This window comes from Microvirga makkahensis (assembly GCF_009830105.1).
Lineage (GTDB): Bacteria > Pseudomonadota > Alphaproteobacteria > Rhizobiales > Beijerinckiaceae > Microvirga > Microvirga makkahensis.
This window is the reverse complement of record NZ_WURB01000008.1, coordinates 232,013-257,062: the sequence shown is the minus strand read 5'-3', so window position 1 is coordinate 257,062 and position 25,050 is coordinate 232,013. Positions and strand designations below refer to the sequence as shown.

Below are 25,050 nucleotides of genomic sequence, written 5' to 3'. Positions count from 1 at the left end.
CAAAACTGCATTACGACGGCTCGAAGGTCGCGGTTGGCAACATCGCAAACGCGTTGCTCTACAAAGGCGATTCGCGTTCGCTCATCGAGAACGCCGTCGGCGGCTCGGGCAACGACACCCTCACCGGCAACAATGCCGCCAACACGCTCAAGGGCGGGGTCGGCACTGACCGCCTGGCCGGCGGCCGGGGCAACGACATTCTCGATGGTGGCACGGGAACTGACACTGTCGTGTTCAGCGGCGCACGCTCGAGCTACAACATCTCGAAGCTCTCGGACGGATCGTTCCAGGTCACGGATCTGCGCTCGGGCACGCCGGACGGCAAGGACAGCGTCCGCGGCACTGAGTGGTTCCAGTTCTCGGACAAGCTCTATTCCGCCGCCGAGCTCAACGGGGATACGGTGAGCCTGAGCAAGGTGACGACCTCCAACCTGACCGTGCAAGGGACGAGCAGCAACAATTCGCTGTCCGGCGGTGCCGGTCACGACAGGCTCTACGGCAAGGGCGGCAACGACAAGCTTTACGGGTATGACGGCAGCGACATTCTCGATGGAGGAACTGGGGCGGATTACCTCAGCGGCGGAGCCGGTTTGGACTACGCCAGCTATGCCTACGTCACCGCTGGCTCATTGGCAGATCTGATGTACGCGTCCTCGAACAGCCGGGATGCGTATGGCGACAGGTACTCCAGCGTCGAGGGGCTCATCGGCAGCAAATATGCCGACAATCTCCGCGGCAACAATGCCGCAAACACGATCAAGGGCGGTGGTGGAAACGACAAACTCTACGGCCGCGGAGGGAACGACAAGCTCTACGGCGGCGCCGGCAACGACCTGATCTATGGAAGTGCCGGATCGGATGCGCTGTATGGCAATGCCGGAGCAGATACGTTCGTGTTCACCTCGGTCAAGGACTCCCTGCCCGGAGCACGGGACACGATCGCGGACTTCCTGCGCGGCAGCGACCATATCGATCTGCGGATCATTGACGCCAACACCAAGCTAGCGGGCAATCAAGCCTTCTCGTTCATCGGCAACAAGGAGTTCACCGGCGGCGCAGGACAGCTGAAATTCAGCGCCGGGATCCTGTCTGCGGACGTGAACGGCGACAAAGTGGCCGAATTCCAGCTCAAGGTATCGGGCTTGTCGGCGCTTGCCAAAACGGACTTCTATCTCTGACAGCTCGCTGAGGATCTTGAGATGAGTGACTGGATCGCCTTCGACCTTTGGAACGAGTGCGCCCGGATGGAGCGGCCCGGCTATGTCTTCGAGGTCAAGAATGAGGAGGGGCAGTCTCTGTTCACAGGCTGCACCGTCCCTCTCCGGTTGCCTGCCGACTGGAAGTCGCCTCCGATGGTGTTCCGGCTGATCGAGGAGCCGAAGCCGCGCCATTCCACACCGATCCCGGCGCCCTTGCAGAAGCCCTAGGCAAACGAGATACGGATCTACTGGCCTCATTCCGAGATAGTGCGTTGCTCGAAGGTGGGCGGCCCAGGCGCATCAACAGATCATGTGCGCGCACCGCTCAACCAGGGGAATGTCGTCAGAAAATATCAATGCGCGCCTGCTGCATTCGCGAAATAAGAAATGCTGCAACGCAGGTTCTGGCCATCGGCCCCGCTTTAGTGGGGTCTCCTCTATGGAGAATGAATGGCGACCACGGCAGGGCTCGAACCTGCGACATCTCGCTTAGAAGGCGAGTGCTCTATCCAGCTGAGCTACGTGGCCGTTTGACCAACTTTGGATATCGGCTGGTCACTGGATATCTAAGTTATTGATTTTACGATGCAAACGCAATAGTGCAGCTGTTAGCACAGCCGAATTCCGTTACCTTAACCAGTAAGTCTTTCATCTTCCTGGATCATTTTAGCTCATGGCTCCTGATCAGAAGGCTGTTGCTCTATTCAGCTGAGCTAAGGAGCCCTCAAGCCAGGGGCCTGGATCTCAGTGGGTCCAGGGACCGACGCGATTAAACTTGAAATTGTCGGAATAGGAGATCGTGCGCCGTTTGACTTCGTGAGGCTCCTCGACCCGGTAGGCAATGCCCTCGCGCTCGGCATAGGCGATCGCCTCCTCCTTCGAATCGAACCACAGGCGAAGCTGCTGGCGGGTATCCCCCGAACTGGTCCAGCCCATGAGGGGCTCGATCTCACGAGGCTTGTCCTGCTCGAAGACGAGCAACCATTGCTTGGTCCGGGCCAGGCCGGACTGCGTTGCGGATTTGGACGGCTTGTAAATCCGGGCAGGCATTGGTCCTTGCACTCTCTCCAAGAGTTCAGCCGGTGAGAATGGTCGGGGCGGCAGGATTTGAACCCGCGACCCTCTGCTCCCAAAGCAGATGCGCTACCAGACTGCGCTACACCCCGAGTGTTCCAACGGTTTGGTTTCTCTAGCGATTTGAGAACCCCTATGCAAGCCCCAAGGTTGCATCATCAGAACATAAAGGAGCCCATGGGATTGGGCTGGAATAGGAAGTTTCATGGGGGATCCCATGGATGCTCTCAAATCGTTCTCGCCCCTCTCACGCCTTGGGGGCGGCATGAGCGAGCGGCAAACGACAACATCCGCATCCAAGGATGGAGCTCGCGCCCAGGTCGTGCACGAGCTTGCCTCCTACAGCGAACAGAACGACGTCGCTGCGATTTGGAATGATGGACAATAGTCGTGCTCAGACGGGTTCATCGATCCTCGGACCATGTCCCTTTACGAGCACTCGACCTATGGCTCCATCTGTCCTGCCTCGCGCCGTGAGGGGCGAACGATGAGTGAGACGATCGAGAAGGTGGCCGAAGCCATCAGAGGGCCCGGCATCCGGATGCGCCCTGACCTACGCCGAAGTTATCCTGGCAGTCAGCCTCGGCAGCGACCCGACTGTCCTAGAAGGCTTCCGGAGAGACGCCCGAGCCGCCCTTCAGGCCATGCGGGATTGACGCTCAAAACGTGGTCTGCCGGGAACAGGCAGTCGGTGATCATGCGTCGCACCTCGGGTAGTCGCGCCAGTCTGTGAGGCCATAATCGACGCCGCCCTCTCCGAACTCACCGGCCCCACCGTCAACACCTGGTCCGAGGAATGGGAACTGATAGTGGGCCGGATCCGGCTGAAGTCGTTCGGGGCCGAACATCCCTAACGGTAAAAGGGGCGCCGCTTCCGGCCCCCCTCTCTTGAGATTGCCCATCAGGAGATGGACATGCGTCGAGCTCACTGAGCCATCCTGTTCCAGCTTTTCAATTCTTAAGCGGCTTTCACACCCTGGAGGAAGGTGGCGACCTCGTGGCTGAGATCGTTGGAGTGGCGGGCGAGTTCCTGGGCGGCTCCCAGCACCTGGCTGGCCGCAGCTCCCGTCTCGCCGGCCCCATGCTGCACGTCCACAATCCTGCCCGTGACCTGCTCGGTGCCGCGGGCGGCTTCCTGGACGTTGCGGGCGATCTCGGCGGTGGCCGCGCCCTGCTCCTCCATGGCGGCGGCGATCGAGGTGGAGATCTGGCTCATCTCGGTGATCGTGCGCGCGATCTCCTGGATGGCGTGCACCGTCTCCTGCGTGGCCTGCTGCACCGAGGCGATCTGGGCCGAGATCTCCTCGGTCGCCTTGGCCGTCTGGCTGGCCAGCTCCTTGACCTCAGTGGCCACCACGGCAAAGCCCTTGCCGGCCTCGCCCGCGCGCGCCGCCTCGATGGTGGCGTTGAGCGCGAGCAGGTTGGTCTGGCCCGCGATGGTGTTGATCAGCTGGACCACGTCGCCGATCCTGCTGGCGGTGGAGGCCAGTCCCTGCACCGCCGCATCCGTGCGCCGGGCGCCCTGCACCGCCTTCTCGGCCACCTGCGAGGACTGGCCCACCTGCGAGGCGATCTCGCGGATCGAGATGGAGAGCTCTTCCGTGGCGGCGGCCACCGTCTGCACGTTGGCCGAGGTCTGCTGCGCCGCGGAGGAGACCGTCACGGATTGCTGGGTCGTCTGGTTGGCAACCGCTGTCATGCTTTGGGCGGTCGCCTCCATCTCGGTGGCGGCCGAGGCCAGGCCCTGCGTGAGAGCCGACACCTGGGCCTCGAACCGCTGCGTGAGCTCGTCCAGAGCTTGCGCACGGCGCATCTTCGCCTGGCTCTCGGCCTCCTGCTCGGCGGCGAGGCGGCGGGCCTCGATGGCATTATTCTTGAACACCTGGAGCGAGCGGGCGAGCGCACCGACCTCGTCCTGGCGCTCCGTGCCAGTCACCGGGATCGCGAGATCGCCTGCGGCCAGCCGCTCCATAGCACCGGTCATTGCCCCCAGCGGTCGTGTCACACCGAGGATGATGATGACGCAGGTCAGACCGATTGCAAGCATCAGACCAGCGCCTGCTGAGCCAATCAATGCCCACTTCGTAAAGAAGGCATCAGAAGCGGCATCCTCCTTGGCCTCGTTCATCTCCACTGCAATGCCTGCGATGCTCTTGCTAATCTGATCCCGCAGGGCACGGCGCATATCGCGAGCACCGCCATTAGTGATTTCCGTGGCCTTGTCGTCGTTACCGGCCATGGAGAAGGCAAGGCTCCGATTCAGCATCTCGAAATAGTTGAGCGTAGCGTCTCTGAGCTCTTCGTTGAGTTTCCTGAACTCCGGGGAGCTCGACAGCTCCACGAGCTGGTTCAGGTCATCGGATGCCTTTTTGACTGCGTTCTTGTAGGCGTTCTCAACACTCCTGACCCGCTCCGACATGCTCTTCGGCGTCAGGATCATGCCCTTTTCCTGGATTGATGCCTCGTTGATCTGAGCATTGATGCCCAGCACCAAGCTCAGCCGCTTCGCATCGGCATCAACGATCGTGTGAATGTCTTCGTTGATGTGGTCGAGGCTGGAGGTAGCCATCGCGATCAGGCTGATCGTGATTGCGATAAAAACCGCAACTGGCAGCGCAATCTTCGTGAGGAGCTTGCGATCGTTAAGAAAACGCATTGGCAATCATTGACCTGCCCACATGACCGCGGGAGGCGCGCACCCCTATGGCGCACAGTTTTCAGGCTTGCATGACATAACGTCTGACGCTTGCGCAGAGCTTTCGATCAAAGTCCGCGCCTGCCCGCATAACCCCTCGCTTACCGTGAAGAGAAGCGGCGGATCTTTGATGTCCTTCCTGAGGACGACCGTACGATATTTCACTTGGCTCTGCCGTCAGGTTTCCGGCTTTCAGAATGCATGAACCTGAAGCGGTCTGACATCGACTGGCATGGGGCTCAATCTCTGCAAGGGTTCAGGCGGAAAAGCCAGCGAAGCCTCTCTGACCAAGGATCTTCGGGAGCTGCTCTTCCCCCTCCAGGGACGCCGCCCTGAAGCCGTCTTTACCTACAGGGTCCGAGAGACCCGGACGGGCTTTCGCCTCAGAGGAGATTACCAGTGCATGACCTGCGAGGGCAGAAGACCGCTTGGCGACGAACCTTGGCCAAGGAGGAGACGGGCGTGACCGCCTTTCGGTTTCACGACAGCCGGCACACGGCTGCCACCCGCCTGCTCCGCTCAAGCGGCCACCTGAGGCTCGTCCAGCGGCTTCTTCGGCACGAGATATCGCCACGACGACCCGATACGCGCACGTCACGGACGAGCATCTGAGACTTACGATGGAGAATGCTGTGAAGTCCCACCCGAACTCGCAGGACACCAAGACTAAATTAGCCTAAAATGTTGAATCCACGAAGAGAACGGCTTTGAGGCCGAATCTTTCCAAAGCAGATGCGCTACCAGATTGCGCTACAGCCGAGTCTCTCAACGACTTGGTTTCTCTCGTTTCGACCTCCTATGTAAGCCCAAGGGTTCAGGGAGAAGGTCGAAGGATTGAAGGCCCCCGGGAGACGAAAGGCTGAAGACTTCCCTTCGAACACCCGAAAACGAAATGCAACAAAACGTCCGCCCTGCGCTAAGGGGGCTTCCGAGCCCTGCGTCGAATGTTGAAGGGGTTTCAACAGACCCAAGCCGCTCGTCGTATTGAAATTCGAGGAGCAGCGGAATTCGTCTGGGATCCCAGAATGGAGAGCCCCCTCTCTCCCTGCAGGGAGAGAGGGATAATCAGATTACGGCCCCAACGACGGTGTTGATTTGTTCAGAGAGAAGACCGACGACGAACAGAATGCCGAGCAGCACCTGGATCAGAACCAGGGATCGTCTGGTCATCGCAAGCAGGAGAACAACAAGAGCCACCAGAAGATAGGACCCCTCATAGACCGACTGGGTCCACAGCAACAAGTACGCAACAGCCGCATACACGGCTGCCCGGCCAAGGCGAAGTGTTCCTTCCTTCGCAAAACGATCCATTTCACGTTCTAGCTGATTCATAACGGCCCCTAAGCAATCGACAACGCCGCTGTATGAAGAAGAGATTAGGACGTCAATGGAGTATTATTGAAATAAATCACCCGACATGTTATGATATTATGGATACTTCAAGATATCCTATTACAAATTAGTGGACCATACTTGTTCTTGTTCATTAGTATTCTTTAAGTCAATGCCGTATACGAGGAAAGAATTCTTTGTCATGCTAGCGAAGATGCTCATCATCCAAGCATAGTCGCAATCGCTGAAAGCAAACCGGCCGGATGGAAAGCGCTGCTGCCGACAGCTGCACGGGATCGCTCGGGACTTGTGGAAGGTATTGGCGTTGAACCGCCCTGAGATGCCCCGCTCAAATGTACTCGGGCGATCTCTCCGGCAGGCAGGCTGATGATCTTTCATCGCTGGAGATGATCGTGATCATGAAGAAGACCTGCCCCGCACGGCAGCTGCAGGAGCGCCGTGAAACGGACCCGGAAACAGCAAGATTCCGCCGGAAGAGGAGAACGAGAAACATCGATTGGAGAGTGACTGGTCCCGGCGAGCGCAGTCAGGACTTGGGCCTTGCGACTGCACCAGTGCAGATTTCCCGTGCGATCCGAACGTTACCGCTTGAAAATCGGATGCTCTACCCGGTCCCCAGGCTTGATGCCGAGCTCGGCCGCCGTGCCCGCGTTCAACTCGAGAACGGCGAGAACCGGCTCGCCGGAGGAGATGGTGCGGGTCGACAAAGGTTCGGTGTTGGCAGCGATGCGGGCGATCGTGCCGTCTTGCCGGATGAACAACATGTCCAGGGACAGATAAGTGTTCTGCATCCACATGGAGACCGGCTCGACACGCCCGAAATCGAACAGCATACCGCGATCCGGTGCCATGGAGCGGCGGAACATCAGACCCTGGGCCCGGTCCGCGTCATTGCGGGCGACCTCGACCTGGAAACTCCGCTTCTGCCCCCCTTGGGTCACGATGGACAGGGACTCGAGAGCCTGAGCGAAGGCTGCCCCGGCCAAGGCGACCGTGAAACCGAGGGCCGGAAGAACCGGACGGAGACGCTGGAACACGAACGAGGCCTGTCAGTGGGAATGCGGCAGGGCCATTTCCGCGAGGCGGACTTCGGCGGCCATGAGCCCCTTCGATCCGTCGCCGAAGCGCACGAAAACCCGCTCGCCGGGCTTCAGTTCGGCAATGCCATAGCGGCGCAGCGTCTCCATGTGCACGAAAATATCGGGTTTGCCGTCTCCCTGCGTCAGGAAACCGAAGCCCCGCAGGCGGTTGAACCATTTCACGACGGCAGGCTCCAGGCCGCTGGTCGGAACCACCTGGACATGGGTTCGGGGCAGCGGCAACTCGGACGGGTGGAGTGCCGTCGACTCATCGAGAGAAAGAATCCTGAACGCCTGCAGGCCCCGGGGGCGCTGGACAGCCTCCACGACGATCCGGGCACCTTCGTTGGCGGCTTGATAACCGTCCCTGCGAAGGCAGGTCACGTGCAGGAGAACGTCGGGCATGCCGTTGTCGGGCACGATGAATCCGAAGCCCTTGGCGACGTCGAACCACTTGATCCGGCCGCTCACCTGGATGAGGTCGAGGGAATTCTCCTCCGCAGGGGTCTGTGCGACCTCGCGGCGACCTTGATCGAAAGAGGAGTTATCCTCTCGAAAATTGAAGGAGTTAGAGCCGAAATCGCTAGTCATGAATAAACCCGAACTCGAATCAAAAACCCGATTCTTAAAATGAGGATAACATCGTCCTGAATCAGGGGAAGCCGGAAACGCGACCTAAAATGCGATGAATTTTTCGGCATCCGCTGAGAGCGTTGAAATCACGATACAAATGCCGAAAACACCGATCCGATTTCTGCATGAATCACCAGATCGGCCATGCTGTCGAGCGGAGTCGGCTCCCGGTTGACGATCACGAGCCGTGCCCCGTTCTCCTTGGCGAAGGCAGGAAAAGCAGCTGCCGGATAGACCACCAGGGACGATCCCACGACGAGGCAAAGATCACAGCTCGCCATCAGCTTCTGAGCCCGTCGCATGGGTCCTTCCGGCATCGGCTGGCCGAAGGAGATTGTGGCGGATTTCAGGATGCCGCCGCAATCGGTGCATTCAGGCGGGTCGCCGCTCGCCTCGAAATGCCGTCTGATCCACTCGAGTTCGTGGCGGCGCCCACAGGAAAGGCATGCAGCATAGGTCCCATTGCCATGAAGTTCGACGACCTGCTCCTGGGACAGCCCGGAGGCTTGGTGCAGCCCGTCGATATTTTGCGTGATCACCGCCGGCATGTGCCCCGAAGCGATGAGCGAAGCGATGCCGTGATGCCCTTGGCTGGGCCGTGCATCCCGATAAAGGTCATCCATGACGAACTTGCGCCGCCAGGCCTCGCGCCGAGCCTCGGCGCTTTGAAGAAAAGTCTCGAACGGAATCGGCTTGTTCCGCATCCACGGGCTGCCGGCAGAGCGAAAATCCGGAACACCGCTCTCCGTCGAAATGCCCGCGCCCGTAAAGCCCGCCACGATCCGGGCCTCTTGAATCATTTCCTCGAGTCTGGCGATTGACGCGGCGAGCTTCTCGGTCATGTCACTGATATAAGCCCTCGCTTCCTGAATAGAAGCATCACTCAGCGTCAGGGATCTACCTCAGGTGAACGACGATCTCTCCCCGCCCGATCCCGTTCGGAGCCTCCGCCCATCAGATGTTCTGACCGGGCAATCACATGTCACCGCATCTCAGAGGTGGGATGCCATCGACGTGGCGCGCGGTCTCGCGATCATGGCCATGATCGTCTATCATTTCAGCTGGGATCTCAGTTTTCTGCAGCTCATCGAGACCAACATTCTCCAAGTCCCGGCATGGCGCTGGTTCGCACGCGGGATCGCCGGCTCGTTCCTGCTGCTTTCTGGGGTGGGGCTTGCGCTTGCTCACGCCCACGGCTTTCGCCGTCTCCAGTTCCTCAGGCGCCTTGCGAAGGTCGGGGGCGCGGCTCTGGCCGTGACCCTCGTCACGTTCTTCGCTTTCCCGAACAGTTACATCTTCTTCGGCATTCTCCACTGCATTGCCGCGTCGAGCGTGCTGGCCCTTCCGTTTCTCCGGCTGCCCTCCGCTCCAAGCCTGCTCGCTGCCATCTTCTTCCTCGCGGGGCCGCAGCTGTTTACGAGTCCGGCCCTCGATGCTCCCTATCTGGACTGGCTGGGCCTCGGCTCCACCGATCCGATGACGAACGACTACGTGCCCATCTTTCCGTGGTTTGGCATGGTTCTGGTCGGGATCGCCGTCGGCAAAACACTGATGCCCCGCAAGAGCACCCTGGCTCTGGCGCGCTGGCGGGCGCGGAATGCTCCGGCGAAAACTCTCTTGTGGGCCGGACGAAAGAGTCTGCCGATCTATCTCGTCCACCAACCGCTTCTGCTCGCGCTTCTCTATGGAGTTCTGCTGATCACCGGTCCTCATCCGGCCGCCGAGGCCAGGCCCTTCATGAATGACTGCGTGGCGACCTGCCTCATGCAAAACGCCGATGCTGGGACCTGCCGCTCCGTCTGCTCCTGCACTGTCGACACGCTGCGCCATGAAGATCTCTGGCGAAGGGTGCTCAGCGGCAGCACGACGGCAGGTGATCGGGTGCGGATTTCCCGCACGGCACAGCAGTGCCTACGGCGCCCCTCGTCCTAGGTCATCGAGCCAGAAGTAAACCCAATTTTCCACGACATGCCTGACGGGCGCTCGGCCGCCATACCGGCAGCTGCGTTTCCTGCCAATCGAAGGCGTGGCGACCAACGAATGGTGAGCGAGTGTCGACTCCGTGTAGCCAAGCCTGAACCTTCGCATTTTCTCAAAGGGAGCTTGCAGGATTCATGGGTGATTGCTATATTATTTCAATATAATACAACGCATCATATCCGTGGAACTCAACGTAAACCGCCACGAGGCATGCGATGACTTACCGTTTAGAAGCGGAAATTGCGCGTCAGGTTGTCGACCTCTGCAAATGGATTAGCGAGGGCAGCCTTGCCCGAATCGAGATGGGAATGTCCCTGACCCGCGACCTCCGGTTCGACTCGTTACAGCTCATGCAGTTCTTCTCTGGTATCGAAGAACTCTACGGGGGGTTGGCCCTTGAAGACTGGTTTATCGAGTGTTCCTCCGGCGGGCGTGACACCATCGGTAGCGTGGTGAGCTACATCGCCCATGCCCTGCCCCTGGCCATGGCCGAGTTTTCCTGCGGCGAACCGCTGCGCAATTGACCTTTCGCGACGGCCGGATCCGTTCTTCGCATTTCGCGGGCAGATCATGAATTCCGCTGAGAACCAAGAACGGCTAGGCTGAAAGCCGCACACAGGACCCGGCGGCTGGAAAACTCTCACGACTTCGGCGTTAAGTCCAAGGGTTCGATGCGATCGTTCATATGAGGTGCTGTTTTGTTGCGAGGCTATCTGACCGATCTTCCCCTGGTCGCGATCCTTCGTGGATTACGGCCCGAATCTGCCGAAGCAGTCGGCATGGCTTTGGTCGAAACCGGTTTTCGCGTCATCGAGGTTCCTCTGAACTCGCCGGATCCGTTCCGAAGCATCGAAACCCTGGCGAGGACCATGCCGGGCGACGTCCTTGTCGGCGCGGGAACTGTCCTCGACCCGGAGCAGGTCGATGGCATCCGCGACGTGGGCGGCAAGCTCATCGTCATGCCGCACGGTGACCCCGATGTGATCCTGCGTGCCAAGGAGCATGGCATGATGTGCATGCCGGGCGTCGCCACGCCGACGGAGGCATTCGCGGCACTGAAGGCCCGAGCCGATGCAATCAAGATCTTTCCGGCTGAAGGCATTCCTCCGGCGGTGCTAAAGGCCTGGCGGGCCGTGTTGCCGAAAGACGCCGTCGTTCTGCCCGTCGGCGGCATCAGGCCCGGCAACATGAAGCCCTATGTGGATGCCGGCGCCAATGGCTTCGGTCTCGGCTCCGCCCTCTTCACGCCGGCCATGACCATCGAGGATATCGCGCGCAATGCACGCGCCTTTGCATCCGCATGGAAGGATCTCCGTTCGGGCTGAAGGATCGGACGTGAAAAGGACCCGTCCTTTTGGCGCGAATCCGGGGTTTCCTCCCAGGACGAGAGTTTCTTTCACTGCGGCCTTTCGGGTCCGCATGATGCGCCAGGACACCGTGTCATGGCCGTCCAGGATTTGATCCGGAGATCAATCCCGGCCATCTTGCTTTTGATGGAGCTGCGCTTTTCATCCATCGGCATCATCGCCCCAGGCCCGGTGACGACGTGGAGGAGCCGGCGGAAAACCGGATCACCTTTTCACCAACGTAGCCCTGGGGACCGATGACGCGGTCCTTCCGATCACTGATGCGGACCCCAAGGGCTGCGCGATGCTCGAAGGACCCATTTCCCTGCAGGAACCGCCACGTACCGTCGGCGTTCACACGGCAAAGGCTGAATAGGAGTTCCGAGCATGAACAAACTGGCATTCGTCCTGGCCGCCTCTGTCCTGAGCACGGCTGCTTTCGCGCAGGATACCACTACAACGATCAAGAAGGAGGAAGGCATCCTCGGCAGCAAGACCACGATCGAGCAGAAGCGTGAGCCGAGCACGACCTCCTCCACGACGGTGACAACCGATTCCGGTGTCGGCTGCACGACCGAGACCAAGCAGAAGACCGACGAATTCGGTGACACGACCACGAAACGGACAACCGAGTGCTGACCGCACCTGATCGGAAGGCAAAGCCCGGCACATGCCGGGCTTTCTCTTGCAGGGGGCCTTAGCGTCGCTTGCCGCCACGCCCTCCGCGGAAGAACGGGACCGTCAGCAAGCGACGCCCCGTCTCATCCACGATCTCAAGTTCGATATTGCCCGCATCGCTCAGCTCGTCGCGCAATTCCTCGACGGTAGCGATGGCTTCGGCACGAGCGGCTTCGAGATCGGGCAGCTCAATGCCTTCATCATCCTCGTCGACATCGTAACCGTCGCGGATGTTGAAGAAAAAACGAGGCATGGCGAAACGCTCGAGAAGAGGGAGACGGCGGGAAAACGCCTTTGGCTTCGGCAGGTTCACTGTAACGCCAGCGCGCCTCCCTTTGACACCGGAATCTTGGCTTAAGGCCAAGTTCTACAGCACAATTTGGCTGAACCGGCCGCATGGAGCCTTTTTGAAGTCTCACGCGTTGAAGGACACGCCAAGGGTTCATGCGGGAAAACCGGTTAGGATGTGCCATGATCCATCGATCCCTTGCCGTGCTGTCTGTTCTCGGCTGCTCCCTCCTTCTGATTCCTGCCGAAAGCTCCGCCCAGGCCCAGGCGTCGTGCGGGCCGCGCCATGAACTCGTGAAGCTGCTCGCTGATCGGTACAAGGAGGATCCCGTCGGCATCGGTCTATCGCAGCCGGGCCAAGTGCTGGAGGTCTTCGCCTCGCAGGCGGGAACCTGGTCGATGGTGATGACCATGCCGGACGGCAAAGCCTGTCTGATCGCGGCCGGCGACAACTGGGAAATGGTGACGAAGGCCAAAGGCAGCCCGATCTGAGGATGTTAGCGCTCCGCAGGTCCAAATACGCGCGGGCCCAACCTGGCTTGAGACCCCAGGTAGGGCTAAGGACAGGGTGTTCGTTGACGTTGCCGAGGAGCGCTCCCCCTCGATGCTCTGGTAGATGACCGGCTTCTGGAGAAGGGTTGTGCCGTCAGGGCTATGAAGGATCGATGATGCCACGGGAGACTATTGGGGGAAACAGAGGCTTCCCCCTGCCTTCAAGCATGATCCGGAAAGGGGAAGTGTTGGGAGCCATAAGGCCATCGAGAGGCCTCACGCGGCAGTATCCGAGAGTCACACATCAACCACCAGAGCAGCCCATGTGAGCGGCGCGATCGGTCCCGAAACACAGGCCAGCCTGGACGTCAGCTTGGTGGCATCTGCTGAGCTTCTCCGCCATGGACGCTCAGAATTGGGCCTCATCGAGCACCGATCTCACCTTGGCGGCCAGTTCAGCATAGGTGTAAGGCTTTCCGATCAGATGCATCCCAGGGTCGAGACGGCCATGGTGAACGATGGCATTGGCTGTATAGCCAGTCGTGTATAGCACCGGTACCCCCGGCTTTCGCCGGGCAACTTCCTCGGCAAGAACACGTCCGTTCATGCCGCCTGTCAGAACGACATCGGTGAACAGCAAATGGATTTCCGGGTGCTGCTCCACAACTGCCAGAGCGCCCTTCCCGTCTGCTGCCTCAAGCACACGGTATCCAAGGTCGCGCAGTGCCTCGACTGAATAGGCACGAAGGCTCGGTTCATCTTCAACGACCAGAATAGTCTCGCCGGCCCCTTTCACCATTTCAGGTTTCTGCGGCGGCGTCTCCGTAGGCTCCTCATCGGAGCCGATCAGGCGGGGCAAGTAGATTTTGATGGTCGTGCCTTCGCCGAGTTCGCTGTAAATCCAGACATGGCCGTTGGACTGCCGGACGAAGCCGTACACCTGGCTCAGGCCCAGTCCGGTGCCCTTGCCCGCCTCCTTGGTCGTAAAGAACGGCTCGAACACCCTCTCCATTGTAGCCTTGTCCATGCCAGTGCCGGTGTCGGAGACCGACACCCGCACATACTGCCCAGGCGGCACAGGCTCGGCCAAAGCCTCCACATAGGCTTCATCCAGGCGGGTATTGGCTGTCTCAATCGTGAGCTTGCCCCCATTCGGCATCGCGTCGCGGGCATTCACGGCCAAGTTGACGATGGCGTTCTCCAACTGGTTCGGGTCGGCTTGGGTCCGCCAGAGACCGCCGGCCAGAACGGTCTCCAGCACGACTGTCTCACCCAGCGTGCGCCTCAGGAGTTCGGACATGCCGGCCACCAGCTTGTTGGCGTCGATGGGCTTGGGGTCCAATGGCTGACGGCGGGAGAAGGCTAGAAGCCGCTGCGTCAGAGTCGCCGCGCGTCGTGTCGCCTCCATTGCGTGGTCGGTTGCTCTCTGGAGCCGCTCATTCCCCTCGGGCAGACGACGCTGGATAAGTTCGATGTTGCCGACGATGATCGTCAGCAGGTTGTTGAAGTCGTGGGCGATGCCGCCGGTGAGCTGGCCTACGGCTTCCATCTTCTGCGCTTGTCGCAAAGCCTCCTCAGCCTTCAGGCGCTCGGCGACCTCCTGCGCAACCCGTTCCTCCAGCGTCTCGTTCAGGCGTTTAAGTTCTTCAGTGGCCTGCTCGGCCTTCTGGCGGGCGAGAAGCAGCTCCCGTTCGTACTTCCGTCGATCGGTAGCATTGAAGAGGGTGATGCGATGAACCATTGGACGGCCGGCCGCATCCAGCTTCTGAACCGTGTTGGCCAGAACCGGCAGCTGCCGCCCATCTGCACAGGTCAGGTCGAAAGCAATCTCGTTCACGAATCCCTGCATCCGCAGGAGCGGTGCGAAGTGCGTGTCGTAGAATATCTTGCCGCCAACATTCAGCAGGTCCTGAAAGCACCTGTGGCCGACGAGGTCGTTCCGCTCCATGCCGATCCAGGAGAGGAAGGTCTGGTTCACGCGGATGATAGTGCCGTCCGGCAGCGTTGAGAGGTAGCCGCAGGGGGCGCTCTCATAGAGTTCCTCGGCCGTCTCGCACAGAGCGCCCGGGTCCATTTTCACTAGGCGACTGCCTTTGCTGGCGCAGGATCGCGCAGGAAGGCTTCCATGGCGGCAATCGTCTCCTCTGGCGCACTCAGGTTCGGGCAGTGCCCTGTTGCCCTCAGCAGGACGAACTCGCTGCCCGGAAGGTTCTGATGCATGTAGCGCCCAACCGCCTCCGGTGCAATGACATCGTGAGAGCATTGGAGGATGAGCGCCTTCTTTGCCAATCTGGGCAGATCCGCTCTGTTATCGGAGAGGAACGTCACACGGGCGAAATGCTTGGCGATTTCCGGGTCGGTGCGGCAGAAGCTATTGGTGAGTTCCTCGCCGAGTTCCGGCCGGTCCGGGTTGCCCATAATGACCGGGGCCATGGTGCTGGACCAGCCGAGGTGATTGCTGTCGAGGAAATCGAGCAGGCCCTCAATGTCTTCCCGCTTGAAGCCGCCTACGTAGTCGCCGTCGTTGATGTAGCACGGGGATGGACCAATCAGCACCAGACGGGCGAACCGCTCCGGCTCCCGGACAGCTGCCAGAACCCCGATCATCGCACTGACCGAATGACCGACGAAGATCACGTCCTTCAGGTCCAGCTCACGGCAGATCGCCAGGACATCTTCCGCATAACCATCGAGACTACCGTATCTTGTTCTGTCGAAGGTCGCGGCATCCGACTGCCCGTGTCCGACATGGTCGAAAAGAACGATTTTGTACCGGTCCTCAAAAGCAGGGGTGATGAAGCGCCACATATTCTGGTCACAGCCATAGCCATGGGCCAAGACCATGGGTTGCTGACCCTGGCCCAATACCTTTACGTTGTGTCGTTGAAGAACGGCGGACATAGGCGCTCCATGCAATCGAAGGATTGGTCGGTAGGGGCTGCTTGCTCCGGGTGCTGGATGCAAGCTGTGCAGTTCAGCGCCCTTATCTAGATGTCCCCCCTCTCATTTCAACACTTTGGGGCGGCACGTGGGAAATCCGGTACAGCGGCGGCCCTGCACGGGAAGCAAGATCAGCACTATGCCCCAAGCGGCGGATGATGCGAACGCCAAAACCTCTCTGAGGCTTCCGCTGCTTGAGCAACTCGGCAAACAATGGGTCACCCATTCCTCGGGAAGTTCGCCTGAGTTAGGCCCGCGGTATGACCATATGCTGACCGAGCAGCAGGAGAGGCTATTTCGGGATCCCTTCTGAACCTTGCCTGGATCGACTGTTGGGCCGGGGAGCGCCAGCTTGATTATGGCAATGAGAGAGGAGGCCATCGCCAAGGGCGGTGATTCCGAGTTTCCCACCCGTCAAACCGGCCCTCACACACATTCATTTTCGGATAGTTACCTGTCGCAGGTTCTAATCGGCCATCACAAAGGGAGTGAGAACAGCAAATCGTTCGGGACACAATCTGAGGAGATTGGCGGGCGGATCGAGAACCACCCTCGGCCTTGAAATCGATGCAGCCAATGAATGGAGAAAAGTGGCGCGCCCTAGGGGAGTCGAACCCCTCTTTTCTGCGTGAAAGGCAGATGTCCTAACCGATAGACGAAGGGCGCGCGGTGCTTCGGGGCGTCGCCCCTGAAGTGGGCGGACATATAGATGGGTTCTTGACGCACCGCAAGCGTCAGTTTCGAATTATTCAGGCCTCGCCGCATCCATGATGCGCAACTCGGCCTTTTCCTGACCACCCCATCGGTCGATGGACAGCGTCCCCGCCACGTGGAGCGTGTTTCCGATCGCGCCGGAGAGCGCATTTCCAAGAGGCTGTCCCGCCGCGCGGAAAGCGATTCCACCGATGAAGCTGCCGTCGCCGCCGCGCAGTTTCACCCGCATATGCCCGCCGCTGCCGACCTCCCTCGCCTCGATAACGCGATGCTGTGGAAACACGAACATGGGTTCCGGCTGCCCTGAACCGAACGGCCCTGCCCGCTCCAGGGCCGTCACGAGCGCGGGTTGCGCGCCAGCCGCCGTGAGCGTGGCATCGATGGGGAAACGATCGTTCAGGCGCATGGTGCTGACGGGTTCGCTCAGCTTGTCCGTGATGAAAGCGAGAAAACGGTCAAGGTCCTGGGCCCGGATCGTCACGCCAGCCGCCATCGTGTGCCCACCCCCCTTGATGGCGAGACCCACCTCCACCGCTGCGCGGACGGCGTGGCCCAGATCGACCCCGGGCACGGAACGCCCCGAACCCGTGGCGGTCCCGTCGGGGTTGAGGGTGAAAGCGAAGGCGGGGCGCCGGAAGCGCTCCTTGGTGCGGGCGGAAATGAGTCCGACGATGCCTGGATGCCACTCGGCGGAAGCGGTGACGAGCACGGCCTGATCGGGCGCCTTCTCGAGCGCCATCATGGCCTGGGCCTCGGCCTCCTGTACCGCCACCACCTCTATGGCCTGCCGCTCCCGGTTCAGCCGGTCGAGTTCGCCGGCGATCCGGCCTGCCTGAACCGGATCTTCCGTCAGCAGAAGGCGCGATCCCAGCGCCGCATCGCCGATGCGTCCGCCCGCATTGATGCGGGGCCCGACGAGATAGCCGAGATGCCAGCATTCCGGAGCGCCCGTCAGCCCGGCCGTATCCAGAAGCGCCGCCAAACCCAAGCGGCGGCGGCTTCGCATGACGGCGAGTCCCTGGCGTACGAAGGCGCGATTCAAGCCGATGAGAGGAACCACGTCCGCCACGGTGGCGAGGGCGACGAGATCGAGGCTGCCCATCAGGTCCGGCTCGCGCCGGTTCTGGAAGAAGCCCTGTGCCCGCAAGACCCGGTTGAGGGCGACGAGGAAGAGAAACACCACACCGGCCGCGCAGAGATGGCCCAGGCCGGAGAGATCGTCCTGCCGGTTCGGGTTGACGATTGCGAGCGCCTCGGGGAGCCGCTCGGGCGCCTGGTGATGGTCGAGAACGAGAGGATCGAGGCCGAGGCGCTTCGCCTCCGCGAGTGGTTCGATGCTCGCCGTGCCGCAATCGACCGTTACCAGAATGTCGGCCCCCTGCTCCTTCAGCGCCCGGATGGCGTCGATGTTCGGGCCATAACCCTCCGTGATTCTGTCCGGAATATGGATCGTGTAGGAAATGGCGCACGCGCGCAGGTATTCGGCCAGAAGAGCCGCGCTGCAGGCACCGTCCACATCGTAATCGCCGAAGATGGCGACCTTTTCTCTCCGTATGACCGAGTCCGCCAGCCGGCTGGCCGCTCTCTCCATGTCGGTCAGCACATGCGGATCCGGCATCAGATCCCGCAGGCGGGGATTGAGAAACCCTTCCGTCTCATGGATGCCGACGCCGCGCCCGGCAAGCACCCGCGCCAGGATGTCCGGCACGCCATGGGTCTGAGCTATTGCGAGCGCAATCGTGCTCTGGGCGGCGCTGCAGCGCTCGACCCAGGTGCGGCCAAGGGCGGAATGGGTCACCCCCAGGAACGGTTTCGGCAGGGCAATCGGCGATGATTCGGTCACGCTGTGACTCTTAACCGCGAAATGTGGTCAAAACACTCGGCGATATTGAATGAAGCCGCTGCGGGAGGCCACCTTGTCGTAGAGCGCCTGGGCTGCTGCATTCGTCTCGTGCGTCAGCCAATAGACCCGGCTCGCCCCATCAGCCTGCGCCCGCTGGTAAACGGCCTCGATCAAGGCACGCCCGACGCCACGCCCTCGTGCCTCCTCTGAGGTGAAGAGATCTTGCAAGTAGCAGTAATCGCCCACGGTCCAGGTGGACCGATGATAGAGGTAATGCACGATCCCGACGATCTTGCCATCGAGAAGGGCCGCGAGACCGTGCATCGGCTCTGCAGGATCGTTGAGGCGCCGCCATGTGACGTCCGTGACGCCAGCCGGAAGGGCGGATCTGTAGAAGCTGAGATAGCCCTGCCACAGGGGTTCCCACGCGGGCCGGTCTTCAGGGCTGAAGGGTCGGATTTGGATCATCTCAGTGCACCTCGGGAAGCTTTGCCTTCAAACGGAAGTCCCCGGAGCGAGCCCGGGGACCAGGTATCCTGTTTCGATTGCGAACCCTTACTCGAGGTGGAATTTCGCGAACTCGCGGTGCTCGCCGTGGATGCGGCGCACCGTTCCGGTAGCGGAGCGGTACACGACGGTCTCCGTCGTGATCACCTCCTTGCCGAAATGAACGCCCTTGAGGAGCGCTCCATCGGTCACGCCGGTCGCCGCCACGATCACGTCGCCGCGGGCGAGGTCTTTCATGTCGTACTTCTTGTTCGGGTCGGTCACGCCCATCTGGAAGGCGCGGGAACGCTTCTCCTCTGTGTCGAGGATGAGACGGCCCTGCATCTGGCCGCCGATGCAGCGCAGCGCGCCAGCCGCGAGAACGCCCTCAGGCGCGGCGCCGATGCCGAGATACATGTCGATGCCCGTATCGGCCGGCTTCGTCGTGAAGATCACGCCCGCCACGTCGCCATCGCTGATCAGGCGGACGCCGGCCCCCGTCTTGCGGATAGCGGCGATCAGTTCCGCGTGGCGCGGACGGTCGAGCACCAGGCAGTTGATCTCGTTCGGTTTCACGCCCTTCGCCTTCGCGAGGGCATGGATGTTATCTTCCGGGGACGCATCGAGATCGACCACGCCGGCCGGGTAGCCCGGTCCGACGGCGATCTTGTGCATGTAGACGTCCGGGGCCGCCAACAGCGTACCGGCCTCGGCCATGGCCATGACGGCGATCGAGCCCGGCATGTCCTTGGCGCAGAGGGTGGTGCCCTCCAGCGGATCGACGGCGATGTCCACCTTCGGGCCCTGTTTGTTGCCGACCTTCTCGCCGATGAAGAGCATCGGAGCCTCGTCGCGCTCACCCTCGCCGATCACCACGGTGCCGTCGATGGGAAGCTTGTTGAGCTCGCGGCGCATGGCGTCCACGGCGGCTTGATCCGCCGCCTTTTCATTGCCGCGTCCCCGCAGCCGGGCCGAGGCCACCGCCGCGCGCTCGGTGACGCGGACGAGTTCCATGGTCAGGATGCGCTCGATGATTTGCCCCGGTTGGACGGTAATGCCTTGCGACATGGACGTGACGTCTCCCTCTTGACGGTGATGGGCAGGCGCATGCGCCCGCCTGATGTTTAATCGCGTTCGATGCGAATGACTTGGGGCGGCTCGGCAATAAGACCATCCCCCGAAATCTTCTCCAGCGCAGATCGGATCGAGGCCTCGGTCGCCGCGTAGGTGATGAGGACCAGGGACACGGGCGCCCCGGAGCGGCCATGGGGATCCTGTGTGGCCGCCAGTTCGGAGCGTTTCTGAAGGATGCTCTCGAGCGAGATATCCGCCTCGGCCATGCGCGTGGCGACACCGGCGGCAACCCCCGGCCGGTCGTGAACCGTCAGGCGAATGTAATAGCCGCCCTCGTGCCGCTGCATGGGAGCCCGTGGAGCGCCTTCCAGTTGATCGACGGACTTGCCGAACAGCGGCTGGACCAAACCGGCGGCCACGTCTGCGATGTCGGCCACCACGGCGGAGGCGGTGGCATCCCCTCCGGCCCCGGGGCCGATCAGCGTGAGCTCGCGCACCGCATCGGCATCGATGGTGATAGCGTTCGTAACCCCCATGACCTGCGCGATGGACGAGGACTTCGGCACCATGGTCGGATGCACGCGCTGCTCGATGCCGGTTTCCGTACGCTCGGCGACCCCGAGCAGCTTGATGCGGAAACCAAGCTCCTTCGCCATGGCGAGGTCGAGAGGGGTAATGGAGGAGATCCCCTCTACATAGATCGCTTCGGCGTCAATCCTGGTGCCGAAGGCGAGGCTCGTGAGGATCGCGAGCTTGTGGGCCGTATCGAAGCCTTCCACGTCGAAGGTCGGATCGGCCTCTGCGTAGCCGAGGCGCTGCGCGTCCTTGAGGCACTCCTGGAACGTCAGCCCCTCCAGCTCCATGCGGGAGAGAATGTAGTTGCAGGTGCCGTTCAGAATGCCGTATAGCCGCGAGACCCTGTTGCCCGGCAGAGCCTCCCGCAGGGTCTTGATGATGGGAATTCCGCCGGCGACCGATGCCTCGAAGGCGATGGATCCGCCCTTGTCTTCCGCGAGTTGCGCAAGGTCGAGCCCGTGCTTGGCGAGCAGGGCCTTGTTGGCCGTGACCACGTGCTTGCCCTGCATGAGAGCCGTCCGGACCACCTCCAGGGCAGTCCCGTCGGCACCGCCGACCAGTTCGACCACGCAATCGACATCCGCCGACCGGGCAAGGTCCACAGGATCGTCGAACCAGGTGAAGCGGGAGACATCGACGCCGCGATCCTTCGACCGGTCCCGCGCCGACACGGCCGCGACCTCGACAGGCCGCCCACCCCTCTGGGCGACGGTCTCGTTCCGGCGCTCGAGGATCCGAATAACCGAGGCGCCGACGGTGCCGAGGCCGGCGATGCCCACCTTGAGAGGACGTGTCACGGACGAAAGCTCCCTTCAAAACCGGGTTGCTCTTTACGACCGCCAAGCTCCCATGTCCATGCGGGCATGGAAACTTCGTCGGACATACAAGACCACCCAGCCTTTAAGGCTCAGCCCCTTCGCGCCATGGGCACGACGTTGTGGAGGATGTGGTCCGCGTTGTCGAAGAACCGGCGAATGTTGCGGGCGGCCTGCCTGATGCGCTGCTCGTTTTCCACAATGGCGATCCGGACGTAATCGTCCCCGTGCTCGCCGAAGCCGATGCCGGGAGCGACCGCCACATCGGCCTTTTCGACCATTAGCTTGGAGAATTCGAGGCTGCCCATGCCGCGGAACTTCTCCGGGATCTGGACCCAGGCGAACATGGAGGCGCTGGGGGCCGGGATGACCCATCCTGCCTTCTCGAAGGCGTCCACCAGGACGTCCCGGCGGCGCTTGTAGGTGGCGCGCATCTCGCGAATGCAGTCGTCGGGGCCGTTGAGAGCGGCCGTCGCAGCCACCTGGACTGGGGTGAAAGCACCGTAATCGAGATAGGACTTCACCCGGGCAAGAGCCGCCAGGAGACGCTCGTTGCCGACCGCGAAGCCGATCCGCCAGCCCGCCATGGAGAAGGTCTTCGACATGGAGGTGAACTCAACCGCCACGTCGATGGCCCCCGGGATCTGCAGGATCGACGGCGGCGGGTTCTGCTCGTCGAAATAAACTTCCGCATAGGCCAGGTCGGACAACAGGATCAGGTCGTGCTTCTTTGCGAAGACGACGAGATCACGATAGAAATCGAGAGAAGCCACATAGGCCGTGGGGTTCGACGGGTAGCAGACGACGAGCGCCACCGGTTTGGGGATCGAATGCATCACCGCGCGTTCGGCCGCCACGAAGAAGTCCGGTGTCGGCTCGGCGGGTACGGAGCGGATCACGCCGCCCGCCATGAGGAAGCCGAAGGCATGAATCGGGTAGCTCGGGTTGGGCACGAGGATCACGTCGCCCGGCGCCGTGATCGCCTGCGCCATGTTGGCGAAGCCCTCCTTGGACCCGAGGGTCGCCACGACCTGCGTCTCCGGGTTGAGCTTCACGCCGAAGCGGCGCTCGTAATAGCCTGCCTGGGCGCGGCGCAGGCCGGAGATGCCCTTGGAGGCCGAGTAGCGATCCGTGCGCGGCTTGCCGACGGTCTCCACCAGCTTGTCGATGACATGCTGCGGGGCCGGCAGGTCGGGATTGCCCATACCCAGATCGATGATGTCCGCTCCATTGGCGCGGGCGGCAGCCTTGATGCGGTTGACCTGCTCGAAGACGTAAGGCGGAAGGCGCTTGATGCGGTAAAAATCAGACATGGTTCTGTCCTCGAGCGGAATCGTATGAAATCGGTATAAATTCTAGCGATTGGTATTGGAATTCGTGTTGCGGGCAGGTCTCTGCGGTTTGTTGACCGGGAGCTTGATCGGCTCGGGCGGAGGCGTTCCGCCCAGGCGGGCGGCAGCTGCCCCCGCAGCTTCGTTTCGGGCGCGGATAGCCTCGAGTTCCGCCTCTTCGGCCTTGACCTCGGCGGCCGACCGCGCCGGAGTGGGACGCCCCTCCTCTACGGTGCCGATCGGCACGAAATCCAAGTTCTGCGGGCGGGACTGCGCCACGAAGTCCGGGCTCGGTGCGGTTTTGGGGCCTGCCCCGACCGCAGCCGCAATATCGCGGACCGGGTTGGAACCGCCTGTGCAGGCCGTAACGTTAGCAGCAGCCAGCACGGCCAGCATGAGAGCCGAGGCGCGGGAAGCCGCAGGAAACCGGATACGCATTGTAACTAACCTAAGAGATGACTGCACAGAATGGGTCTCGAACGTTAAGATGCTCGAAATGTGCACCCTGGGCAATGGCGCGACATAGAGGGAGATCGCCTTATGGACAAGCCATACGGTGAAGAGAAGACCCAATCCTCAGCCCCGGACTTCGAGGAGCTCTCCCGCAATATGGCCCGTTTCCTCGAAGGGGCGACGAAGGCCACGACCGCCTATCTCAAGCCGCTGGAGGAGCGCGGCGCTCCCCCCGAAATCGCAAGCGACGCCTCCGAGGCGATCAGGACATTGGGCCGCGTTGCGGAATCATGGTTGAGCGACCCGCAAAAATCGCTGGAAGCACAGGCACGCCTCGGCTCGCAGTTCCTCGATCTCTGGGCATCGACACTGAAGAAGGCACAGGGCGAACCCGCCGAACCCGTGGCGGAGCCCGAGCCCAAAGACAACCGCTTCAAGGACCCCGAATGGTCTGAGAATCCCGTCTTCGACTTTCTGAAGCAGGCCTATCTGATTTCCTCCCGCTGGGCGGAGGACATGGTCGAGGAAGCGGAGGGACTCGACGAACGGACCCGTCACAAGGCGCAGTTCTATCTCAAGCAGATCTCGAGCGCTCTCTCGCCCTCGAACTTCCTCCTGACCAACCCAGAGCTCATCCGCGAGACGATCAGGGAGAACGGCGCGAACCTCGCCCGGGGCATGGCGATGCTGGCGGAGGACATCCAGTCCGGGCGCGGGGAGCTGAGAATCCGCCAAACCGACCCGAGCAATTTCAAGATTGGGGTAAACATCGCCGCGACCCCGGGCAAGGTGATCTTCCGAAACGATCTGATCGAGCTGCTTCAATACGAGCCAACCACGAAGCAGGTCCTCAAGCGCCCGCTTCTCATCGTGCCGCCCTGGATCAACAAATACTACATTCTCGACCTCAACCCGGAAAAGAGCTTCATCCGCTGGGCGGTCGATCAGGGCCTCACGGTATTCTGCATCTCCTGGGTGAACCCTGAGGCGCAGCACGCCGAAAAGGGCTTCGAGCATTACATGCGCGAGGGCATCTTCGCGGCCCTCGAAGCGATCGAGCAGGCCACCGGCGAGAAGAAGGTGACGGCGATCGGCTATTGCGTAGGCGGCACCCTTCTCGCCGTCACTATGGCCTATATGGCGGCCAAGAGGGACAAGCGCATCGACAGCGCCACTTTCTTCACCGCGCAGGTCGACTTCACCCATGCGGGCGACCTGAAGGTTTTTGCCGACGAGGAGCAGATCCGCACCATCGAGACCCAGATGAAGAAGCGCGGCTATCTCGACGGCTCGCACATGGCCAACGCCTTCAACATGCTGCGCCCCACCGACCTGATCTGGTCGAATGTGGTGAACGTGTACATGAAAGGTCGTGCCCCGACGGCCTTCGACCTGCTCTACTGGAATTCAGATTCCACACGCATGCCGGCTGCGAACCATGCCTTCTATCTGCGCAACTGCTATCTCGAGAACAAGCTTGCCAAGGGGGAGATGGAGCTTGCAGGCGTGAAACTCGATCTGAAGAAGATCAAGGCGCCGATCTTCAATCTCGCCGCGAAGGAAGATCATATCGCTCCTGCCCGCTCGGTGTTCCTGGGTTCGAAGGCTTTCGGAGGGCCGGTCGACCTCGTCCTCGCCGGATCGGGCCATATTGCAGGCGTGGTGAACCCACCCAACAAGCAGAAGTACCAGTTCTGGACCGGCGGCCCCGTCGAAGGCGAGCTGGACGACTGGCTGGCAAAGGCCAAAGAGACTCCGGGCTCCTGGTGGCCCTATTGGTTCTCGTGGATCGAGAAGCAGGCGCCGAAGAAAGTCCCGGCGCGCAGCCCAGGCGGCGGCAAGCTGGAGCCGCTTTGCGATGCGCCGGGCACCTACGTTCTGGCGAAGGCCTGACGCTGCCGACCCGGCAGGAGCCGTTTGCCCTCGTGTGGAACCGGGTCACGTCTCGGTTCTGGACCGCGAGGCGGAATCTGCGCGCCACATGATAACGTGAATTTGCGG

24 protein-coding genes and 3 tRNA genes are annotated in these 25,050 nt (G+C 61.4%); 9 read left to right on the top strand and 18 right to left on the bottom strand.

Going from position 1 to position 25,050, the window contains the following annotated elements; genetic code table 11:
- Positions 1 to 1,178: calcium-binding protein (locus tag GR328_RS13915; protein ID WP_205789982.1), on the top strand; the 1,178-nt coding region annotated here is incomplete at its 5' end.
- Positions 1,179 to 1,199: 21 nt separating this feature from the next.
- On the top strand, positions 1,200 to 1,427 hold the full coding sequence (locus GR328_RS13910) for a hypothetical protein (protein WP_160885109.1): 228 nt from the start codon (positions 1,200 to 1,202) through the stop codon (positions 1,425 to 1,427).
- A gap of 223 nt (positions 1,428 to 1,650) precedes the next feature.
- Here GR328_RS13910 and GR328_RS13905 read toward each other — a convergent pair.
- The 4 genes from GR328_RS13905 to GR328_RS13890 all read right to left on the bottom strand — a co-directional run bounded on the left by GR328_RS13905 (position 1,651) and on the right by GR328_RS13890 (position 4,929).
- A tRNA-Arg gene (locus GR328_RS13905) sits at positions 1,651 to 1,727 on the bottom strand.
- Between the two features lie 216 nt (positions 1,728 to 1,943).
- Complete coding sequence (locus GR328_RS13900) at positions 1,944 to 2,249, bottom strand: ETC complex I subunit (protein ID WP_160885108.1); 306 nt, start codon at positions 2,247 to 2,249, stop codon at positions 1,944 to 1,946.
- A 39-nt stretch (positions 2,250 to 2,288) separates the two neighbouring features.
- A tRNA-Pro gene (locus GR328_RS13895) sits at positions 2,289 to 2,365 on the bottom strand.
- Between the two features lie 866 nt (positions 2,366 to 3,231).
- On the bottom strand, positions 3,232 to 4,929 hold the full coding sequence (locus GR328_RS13890; RefSeq protein WP_160885107.1) for a methyl-accepting chemotaxis protein: 1,698 nt from the start codon (positions 4,927 to 4,929) through the stop codon (positions 3,232 to 3,234).
- A gap of 438 nt (positions 4,930 to 5,367) precedes the next feature.
- On the opposite strand from GR328_RS13890, the gene GR328_RS28580 reads away from it, so the two are divergent.
- Positions 5,368 to 5,580, top strand: a complete 213-nt coding sequence (locus GR328_RS28580; RefSeq protein ID WP_160885106.1) for a tyrosine-type recombinase/integrase — start codon at positions 5,368 to 5,370, stop codon at positions 5,578 to 5,580.
- A gap of 453 nt (positions 5,581 to 6,033) precedes the next feature.
- Here the strand turns inward: GR328_RS28580 and GR328_RS13880 are convergent, their stop codons facing one another.
- The 4 genes from GR328_RS13880 to GR328_RS13865 all read right to left on the bottom strand — a co-directional run bounded on the left by GR328_RS13880 (position 6,034) and on the right by GR328_RS13865 (position 8,875).
- Positions 6,034 to 6,300, bottom strand: a complete 267-nt coding sequence (locus GR328_RS13880; RefSeq protein WP_160885105.1) for a hypothetical protein — start codon at positions 6,298 to 6,300, stop codon at positions 6,034 to 6,036.
- A gap of 602 nt (positions 6,301 to 6,902) precedes the next feature.
- Entirely contained in the window at positions 6,903 to 7,307 is a 405-nt protein-coding gene (locus tag GR328_RS13875) for a DUF192 domain-containing protein (protein WP_205789998.1), read from the bottom strand.
- A gap of 63 nt (positions 7,308 to 7,370) precedes the next feature.
- A complete protein-coding gene (locus tag GR328_RS13870; protein WP_205789980.1) occupies positions 7,371 to 7,991 on the bottom strand; it encodes a cold-shock protein in 621 nt (206 codons plus the stop codon).
- A 128-nt stretch (positions 7,992 to 8,119) separates the two neighbouring features.
- Complete coding sequence (locus GR328_RS13865) at positions 8,120 to 8,875, bottom strand: SIR2 family NAD-dependent protein deacylase (protein WP_170304125.1); 756 nt, start codon at positions 8,873 to 8,875, stop codon at positions 8,120 to 8,122.
- Positions 8,876 to 8,939: 64 nt separating this feature from the next.
- Here GR328_RS13865 and GR328_RS13860 point away from each other — a divergent pair, with 64 nt between their 5' ends.
- The 4 genes from GR328_RS13860 to GR328_RS13845 all read left to right on the top strand — a co-directional run bounded on the left by GR328_RS13860 (position 8,940) and on the right by GR328_RS13845 (position 11,998).
- Entirely contained in the window at positions 8,940 to 9,965 is a 1,026-nt protein-coding gene (locus GR328_RS13860) for a heparan-alpha-glucosaminide N-acetyltransferase domain-containing protein (RefSeq protein ID WP_160885103.1), read from the top strand.
- A gap of 263 nt (positions 9,966 to 10,228) precedes the next feature.
- Positions 10,229 to 10,537, top strand: coding sequence for an acyl carrier protein (locus GR328_RS13855; protein ID WP_160885102.1), 309 nt, complete (start codon positions 10,229 to 10,231; stop codon positions 10,535 to 10,537).
- A gap of 174 nt (positions 10,538 to 10,711) precedes the next feature.
- Positions 10,712 to 11,338 (top strand): 2-dehydro-3-deoxy-6-phosphogalactonate aldolase, encoded by a 627-nt coding sequence (locus GR328_RS13850; RefSeq protein WP_160885101.1) that lies wholly within the window; start codon positions 10,712 to 10,714, stop codon positions 11,336 to 11,338.
- A gap of 408 nt (positions 11,339 to 11,746) precedes the next feature.
- Positions 11,747 to 11,998 carry a hypothetical protein gene (locus GR328_RS13845; protein WP_160885100.1) on the top strand — a complete coding sequence of 84 codons (252 nt, stop codon included), beginning with the start codon at positions 11,747 to 11,749 and terminating at the stop codon, positions 11,996 to 11,998.
- Between the two features lie 58 nt (positions 11,999 to 12,056).
- On the opposite strand, the gene GR328_RS13840 is transcribed toward GR328_RS13845, so the two are convergent.
- A complete protein-coding gene (locus GR328_RS13840) occupies positions 12,057 to 12,290 on the bottom strand; it encodes a DUF6894 family protein (protein WP_134499758.1) in 234 nt (77 codons plus the stop codon).
- Positions 12,291 to 12,508: 218 nt separating this feature from the next.
- Between GR328_RS13840 and GR328_RS13835 the strand changes: the two genes are divergently transcribed.
- A complete protein-coding gene (locus tag GR328_RS13835; RefSeq protein WP_160885099.1) occupies positions 12,509 to 12,817 on the top strand; it encodes a hypothetical protein in 309 nt (102 codons plus the stop codon).
- 409 nt (positions 12,818 to 13,226) lie between these two features.
- On the opposite strand, the gene GR328_RS13830 is transcribed toward GR328_RS13835, so the two are convergent.
- From GR328_RS13830 to GR328_RS13790, 9 genes are all read right to left on the bottom strand, one after another.
- Positions 13,227 to 14,891, bottom strand: coding sequence for an ATP-binding protein (locus GR328_RS13830; RefSeq protein WP_205789996.1), 1,665 nt, complete (start codon positions 14,889 to 14,891; stop codon positions 13,227 to 13,229).
- Positions 14,892 to 14,896: 5 nt separating this feature from the next.
- Positions 14,897 to 15,718 carry an alpha/beta fold hydrolase gene (locus GR328_RS13825; protein ID WP_160885097.1) on the bottom strand — a complete coding sequence of 274 codons (822 nt, stop codon included), beginning with the start codon at positions 15,716 to 15,718 and terminating at the stop codon, positions 14,897 to 14,899.
- 630 nt (positions 15,719 to 16,348) lie between these two features.
- Positions 16,349 to 16,423: transfer RNA gene (locus GR328_RS13820), tRNA-Glu, on the bottom strand.
- A gap of 79 nt (positions 16,424 to 16,502) precedes the next feature.
- Positions 16,503 to 18,314, bottom strand: a complete 1,812-nt coding sequence (recJ, locus tag GR328_RS13815) for a single-stranded-DNA-specific exonuclease RecJ (protein ID WP_160885096.1) — start codon at positions 18,312 to 18,314, stop codon at positions 16,503 to 16,505.
- A gap of 27 nt (positions 18,315 to 18,341) precedes the next feature.
- Positions 18,342 to 18,782 carry a GNAT family N-acetyltransferase gene (locus GR328_RS13810; RefSeq protein ID WP_160885095.1) on the bottom strand — a complete coding sequence of 147 codons (441 nt, stop codon included), beginning with the start codon at positions 18,780 to 18,782 and terminating at the stop codon, positions 18,342 to 18,344.
- A gap of 87 nt (positions 18,783 to 18,869) precedes the next feature.
- Positions 18,870 to 19,868: a class II fructose-bisphosphatase gene (gene glpX / locus GR328_RS13805; RefSeq protein ID WP_160885094.1), complete on the bottom strand. Its 999-nt coding sequence runs from the start codon at positions 19,866 to 19,868 to the stop codon at positions 18,870 to 18,872.
- 56 nt (positions 19,869 to 19,924) lie between these two features.
- Positions 19,925 to 21,247 carry a homoserine dehydrogenase gene (locus tag GR328_RS13800; protein ID WP_160885093.1) on the bottom strand — a complete coding sequence of 441 codons (1,323 nt, stop codon included), beginning with the start codon at positions 21,245 to 21,247 and terminating at the stop codon, positions 19,925 to 19,927.
- A 110-nt stretch (positions 21,248 to 21,357) separates the two neighbouring features.
- Positions 21,358 to 22,578 carry an LL-diaminopimelate aminotransferase gene (locus GR328_RS13795; RefSeq protein ID WP_160885092.1) on the bottom strand — a complete coding sequence of 407 codons (1,221 nt, stop codon included), beginning with the start codon at positions 22,576 to 22,578 and terminating at the stop codon, positions 21,358 to 21,360.
- A 42-nt stretch (positions 22,579 to 22,620) separates the two neighbouring features.
- On the bottom strand, positions 22,621 to 23,034 hold the full coding sequence (locus GR328_RS13790; protein ID WP_205789978.1) for a hypothetical protein: 414 nt from the start codon (positions 23,032 to 23,034) through the stop codon (positions 22,621 to 22,623).
- A gap of 102 nt (positions 23,035 to 23,136) precedes the next feature.
- Between GR328_RS13790 and GR328_RS13785 the strand changes: the two genes are divergently transcribed.
- Positions 23,137 to 24,942, top strand: a complete 1,806-nt coding sequence (locus tag GR328_RS13785; protein WP_160885091.1) for a PHA/PHB synthase family protein — start codon at positions 23,137 to 23,139, stop codon at positions 24,940 to 24,942.
- Positions 24,943 to 25,050: the final 108 nt, after the last annotated feature.

Excerpts from the sequence above, each read along its gene's own strand:
- GR328_RS13910 (WP_160885109.1), top strand. The coding sequence starts at position 1,200 with ATGAGTGACTGGATCGCCTTCGACCTTTGGAACGAGTGCGCCCGGATG.
- GR328_RS13900 (WP_160885108.1), bottom strand. The coding sequence starts at position 2,249 with ATGCCTGCCCGGATTTACAAGCCGTCCAAATCCGCAACGCAGTCCGGC.
- GR328_RS13890 (WP_160885107.1), bottom strand. The coding sequence starts at position 4,929 with ATGCGTTTTCTTAACGATCGCAAGCTCCTCACGAAGATTGCGCTGCCA.
- GR328_RS13880 (WP_160885105.1), bottom strand. The coding sequence starts at position 6,300 with ATGAATCAGCTAGAACGTGAAATGGATCGTTTTGCGAAGGAAGGAACA.
- GR328_RS13870 (WP_205789980.1), bottom strand. The coding sequence starts at position 7,991 with ATGACTAGCGATTTCGGCTCTAACTCCTTCAATTTTCGAGAGGATAAC.
- GR328_RS13865 (WP_170304125.1), bottom strand. The coding sequence starts at position 8,875 with ATGACCGAGAAGCTCGCCGCGTCAATCGCCAGACTCGAGGAAATGATT.
- GR328_RS13855 (WP_160885102.1), top strand. The coding sequence starts at position 10,229 with ATGACTTACCGTTTAGAAGCGGAAATTGCGCGTCAGGTTGTCGACCTC.
- GR328_RS13845 (WP_160885100.1), top strand. The coding sequence starts at position 11,747 with ATGAACAAACTGGCATTCGTCCTGGCCGCCTCTGTCCTGAGCACGGCT.
- GR328_RS13840 (WP_134499758.1), bottom strand. The coding sequence starts at position 12,290 with ATGCCTCGTTTTTTCTTCAACATCCGCGACGGTTACGATGTCGACGAG.
- GR328_RS13835 (WP_160885099.1), top strand. The coding sequence starts at position 12,509 with ATGATCCATCGATCCCTTGCCGTGCTGTCTGTTCTCGGCTGCTCCCTC.
- GR328_RS13830 (WP_205789996.1), bottom strand. The coding sequence starts at position 14,891 with ATGGACCCGGGCGCTCTGTGCGAGACGGCCGAGGAACTCTATGAGAGC.
- GR328_RS13825 (WP_160885097.1), bottom strand. The coding sequence starts at position 15,718 with ATGTCCGCCGTTCTTCAACGACACAACGTAAAGGTATTGGGCCAGGGT.
- GR328_RS13810 (WP_160885095.1), bottom strand. The coding sequence starts at position 18,782 with ATGATCCAAATCCGACCCTTCAGCCCTGAAGACCGGCCCGCGTGGGAA.
- glpX (WP_160885094.1), bottom strand. The coding sequence starts at position 19,868 with ATGTCGCAAGGCATTACCGTCCAACCGGGGCAAATCATCGAGCGCATC.
- GR328_RS13795 (WP_160885092.1), bottom strand. The coding sequence starts at position 22,578 with ATGTCTGATTTTTACCGCATCAAGCGCCTTCCGCCTTACGTCTTCGAG.
- GR328_RS13790 (WP_205789978.1), bottom strand. The coding sequence starts at position 23,034 with ATGCGTATCCGGTTTCCTGCGGCTTCCCGCGCCTCGGCTCTCATGCTG.
- GR328_RS13785 (WP_160885091.1), top strand. The coding sequence starts at position 23,137 with ATGGACAAGCCATACGGTGAAGAGAAGACCCAATCCTCAGCCCCGGAC.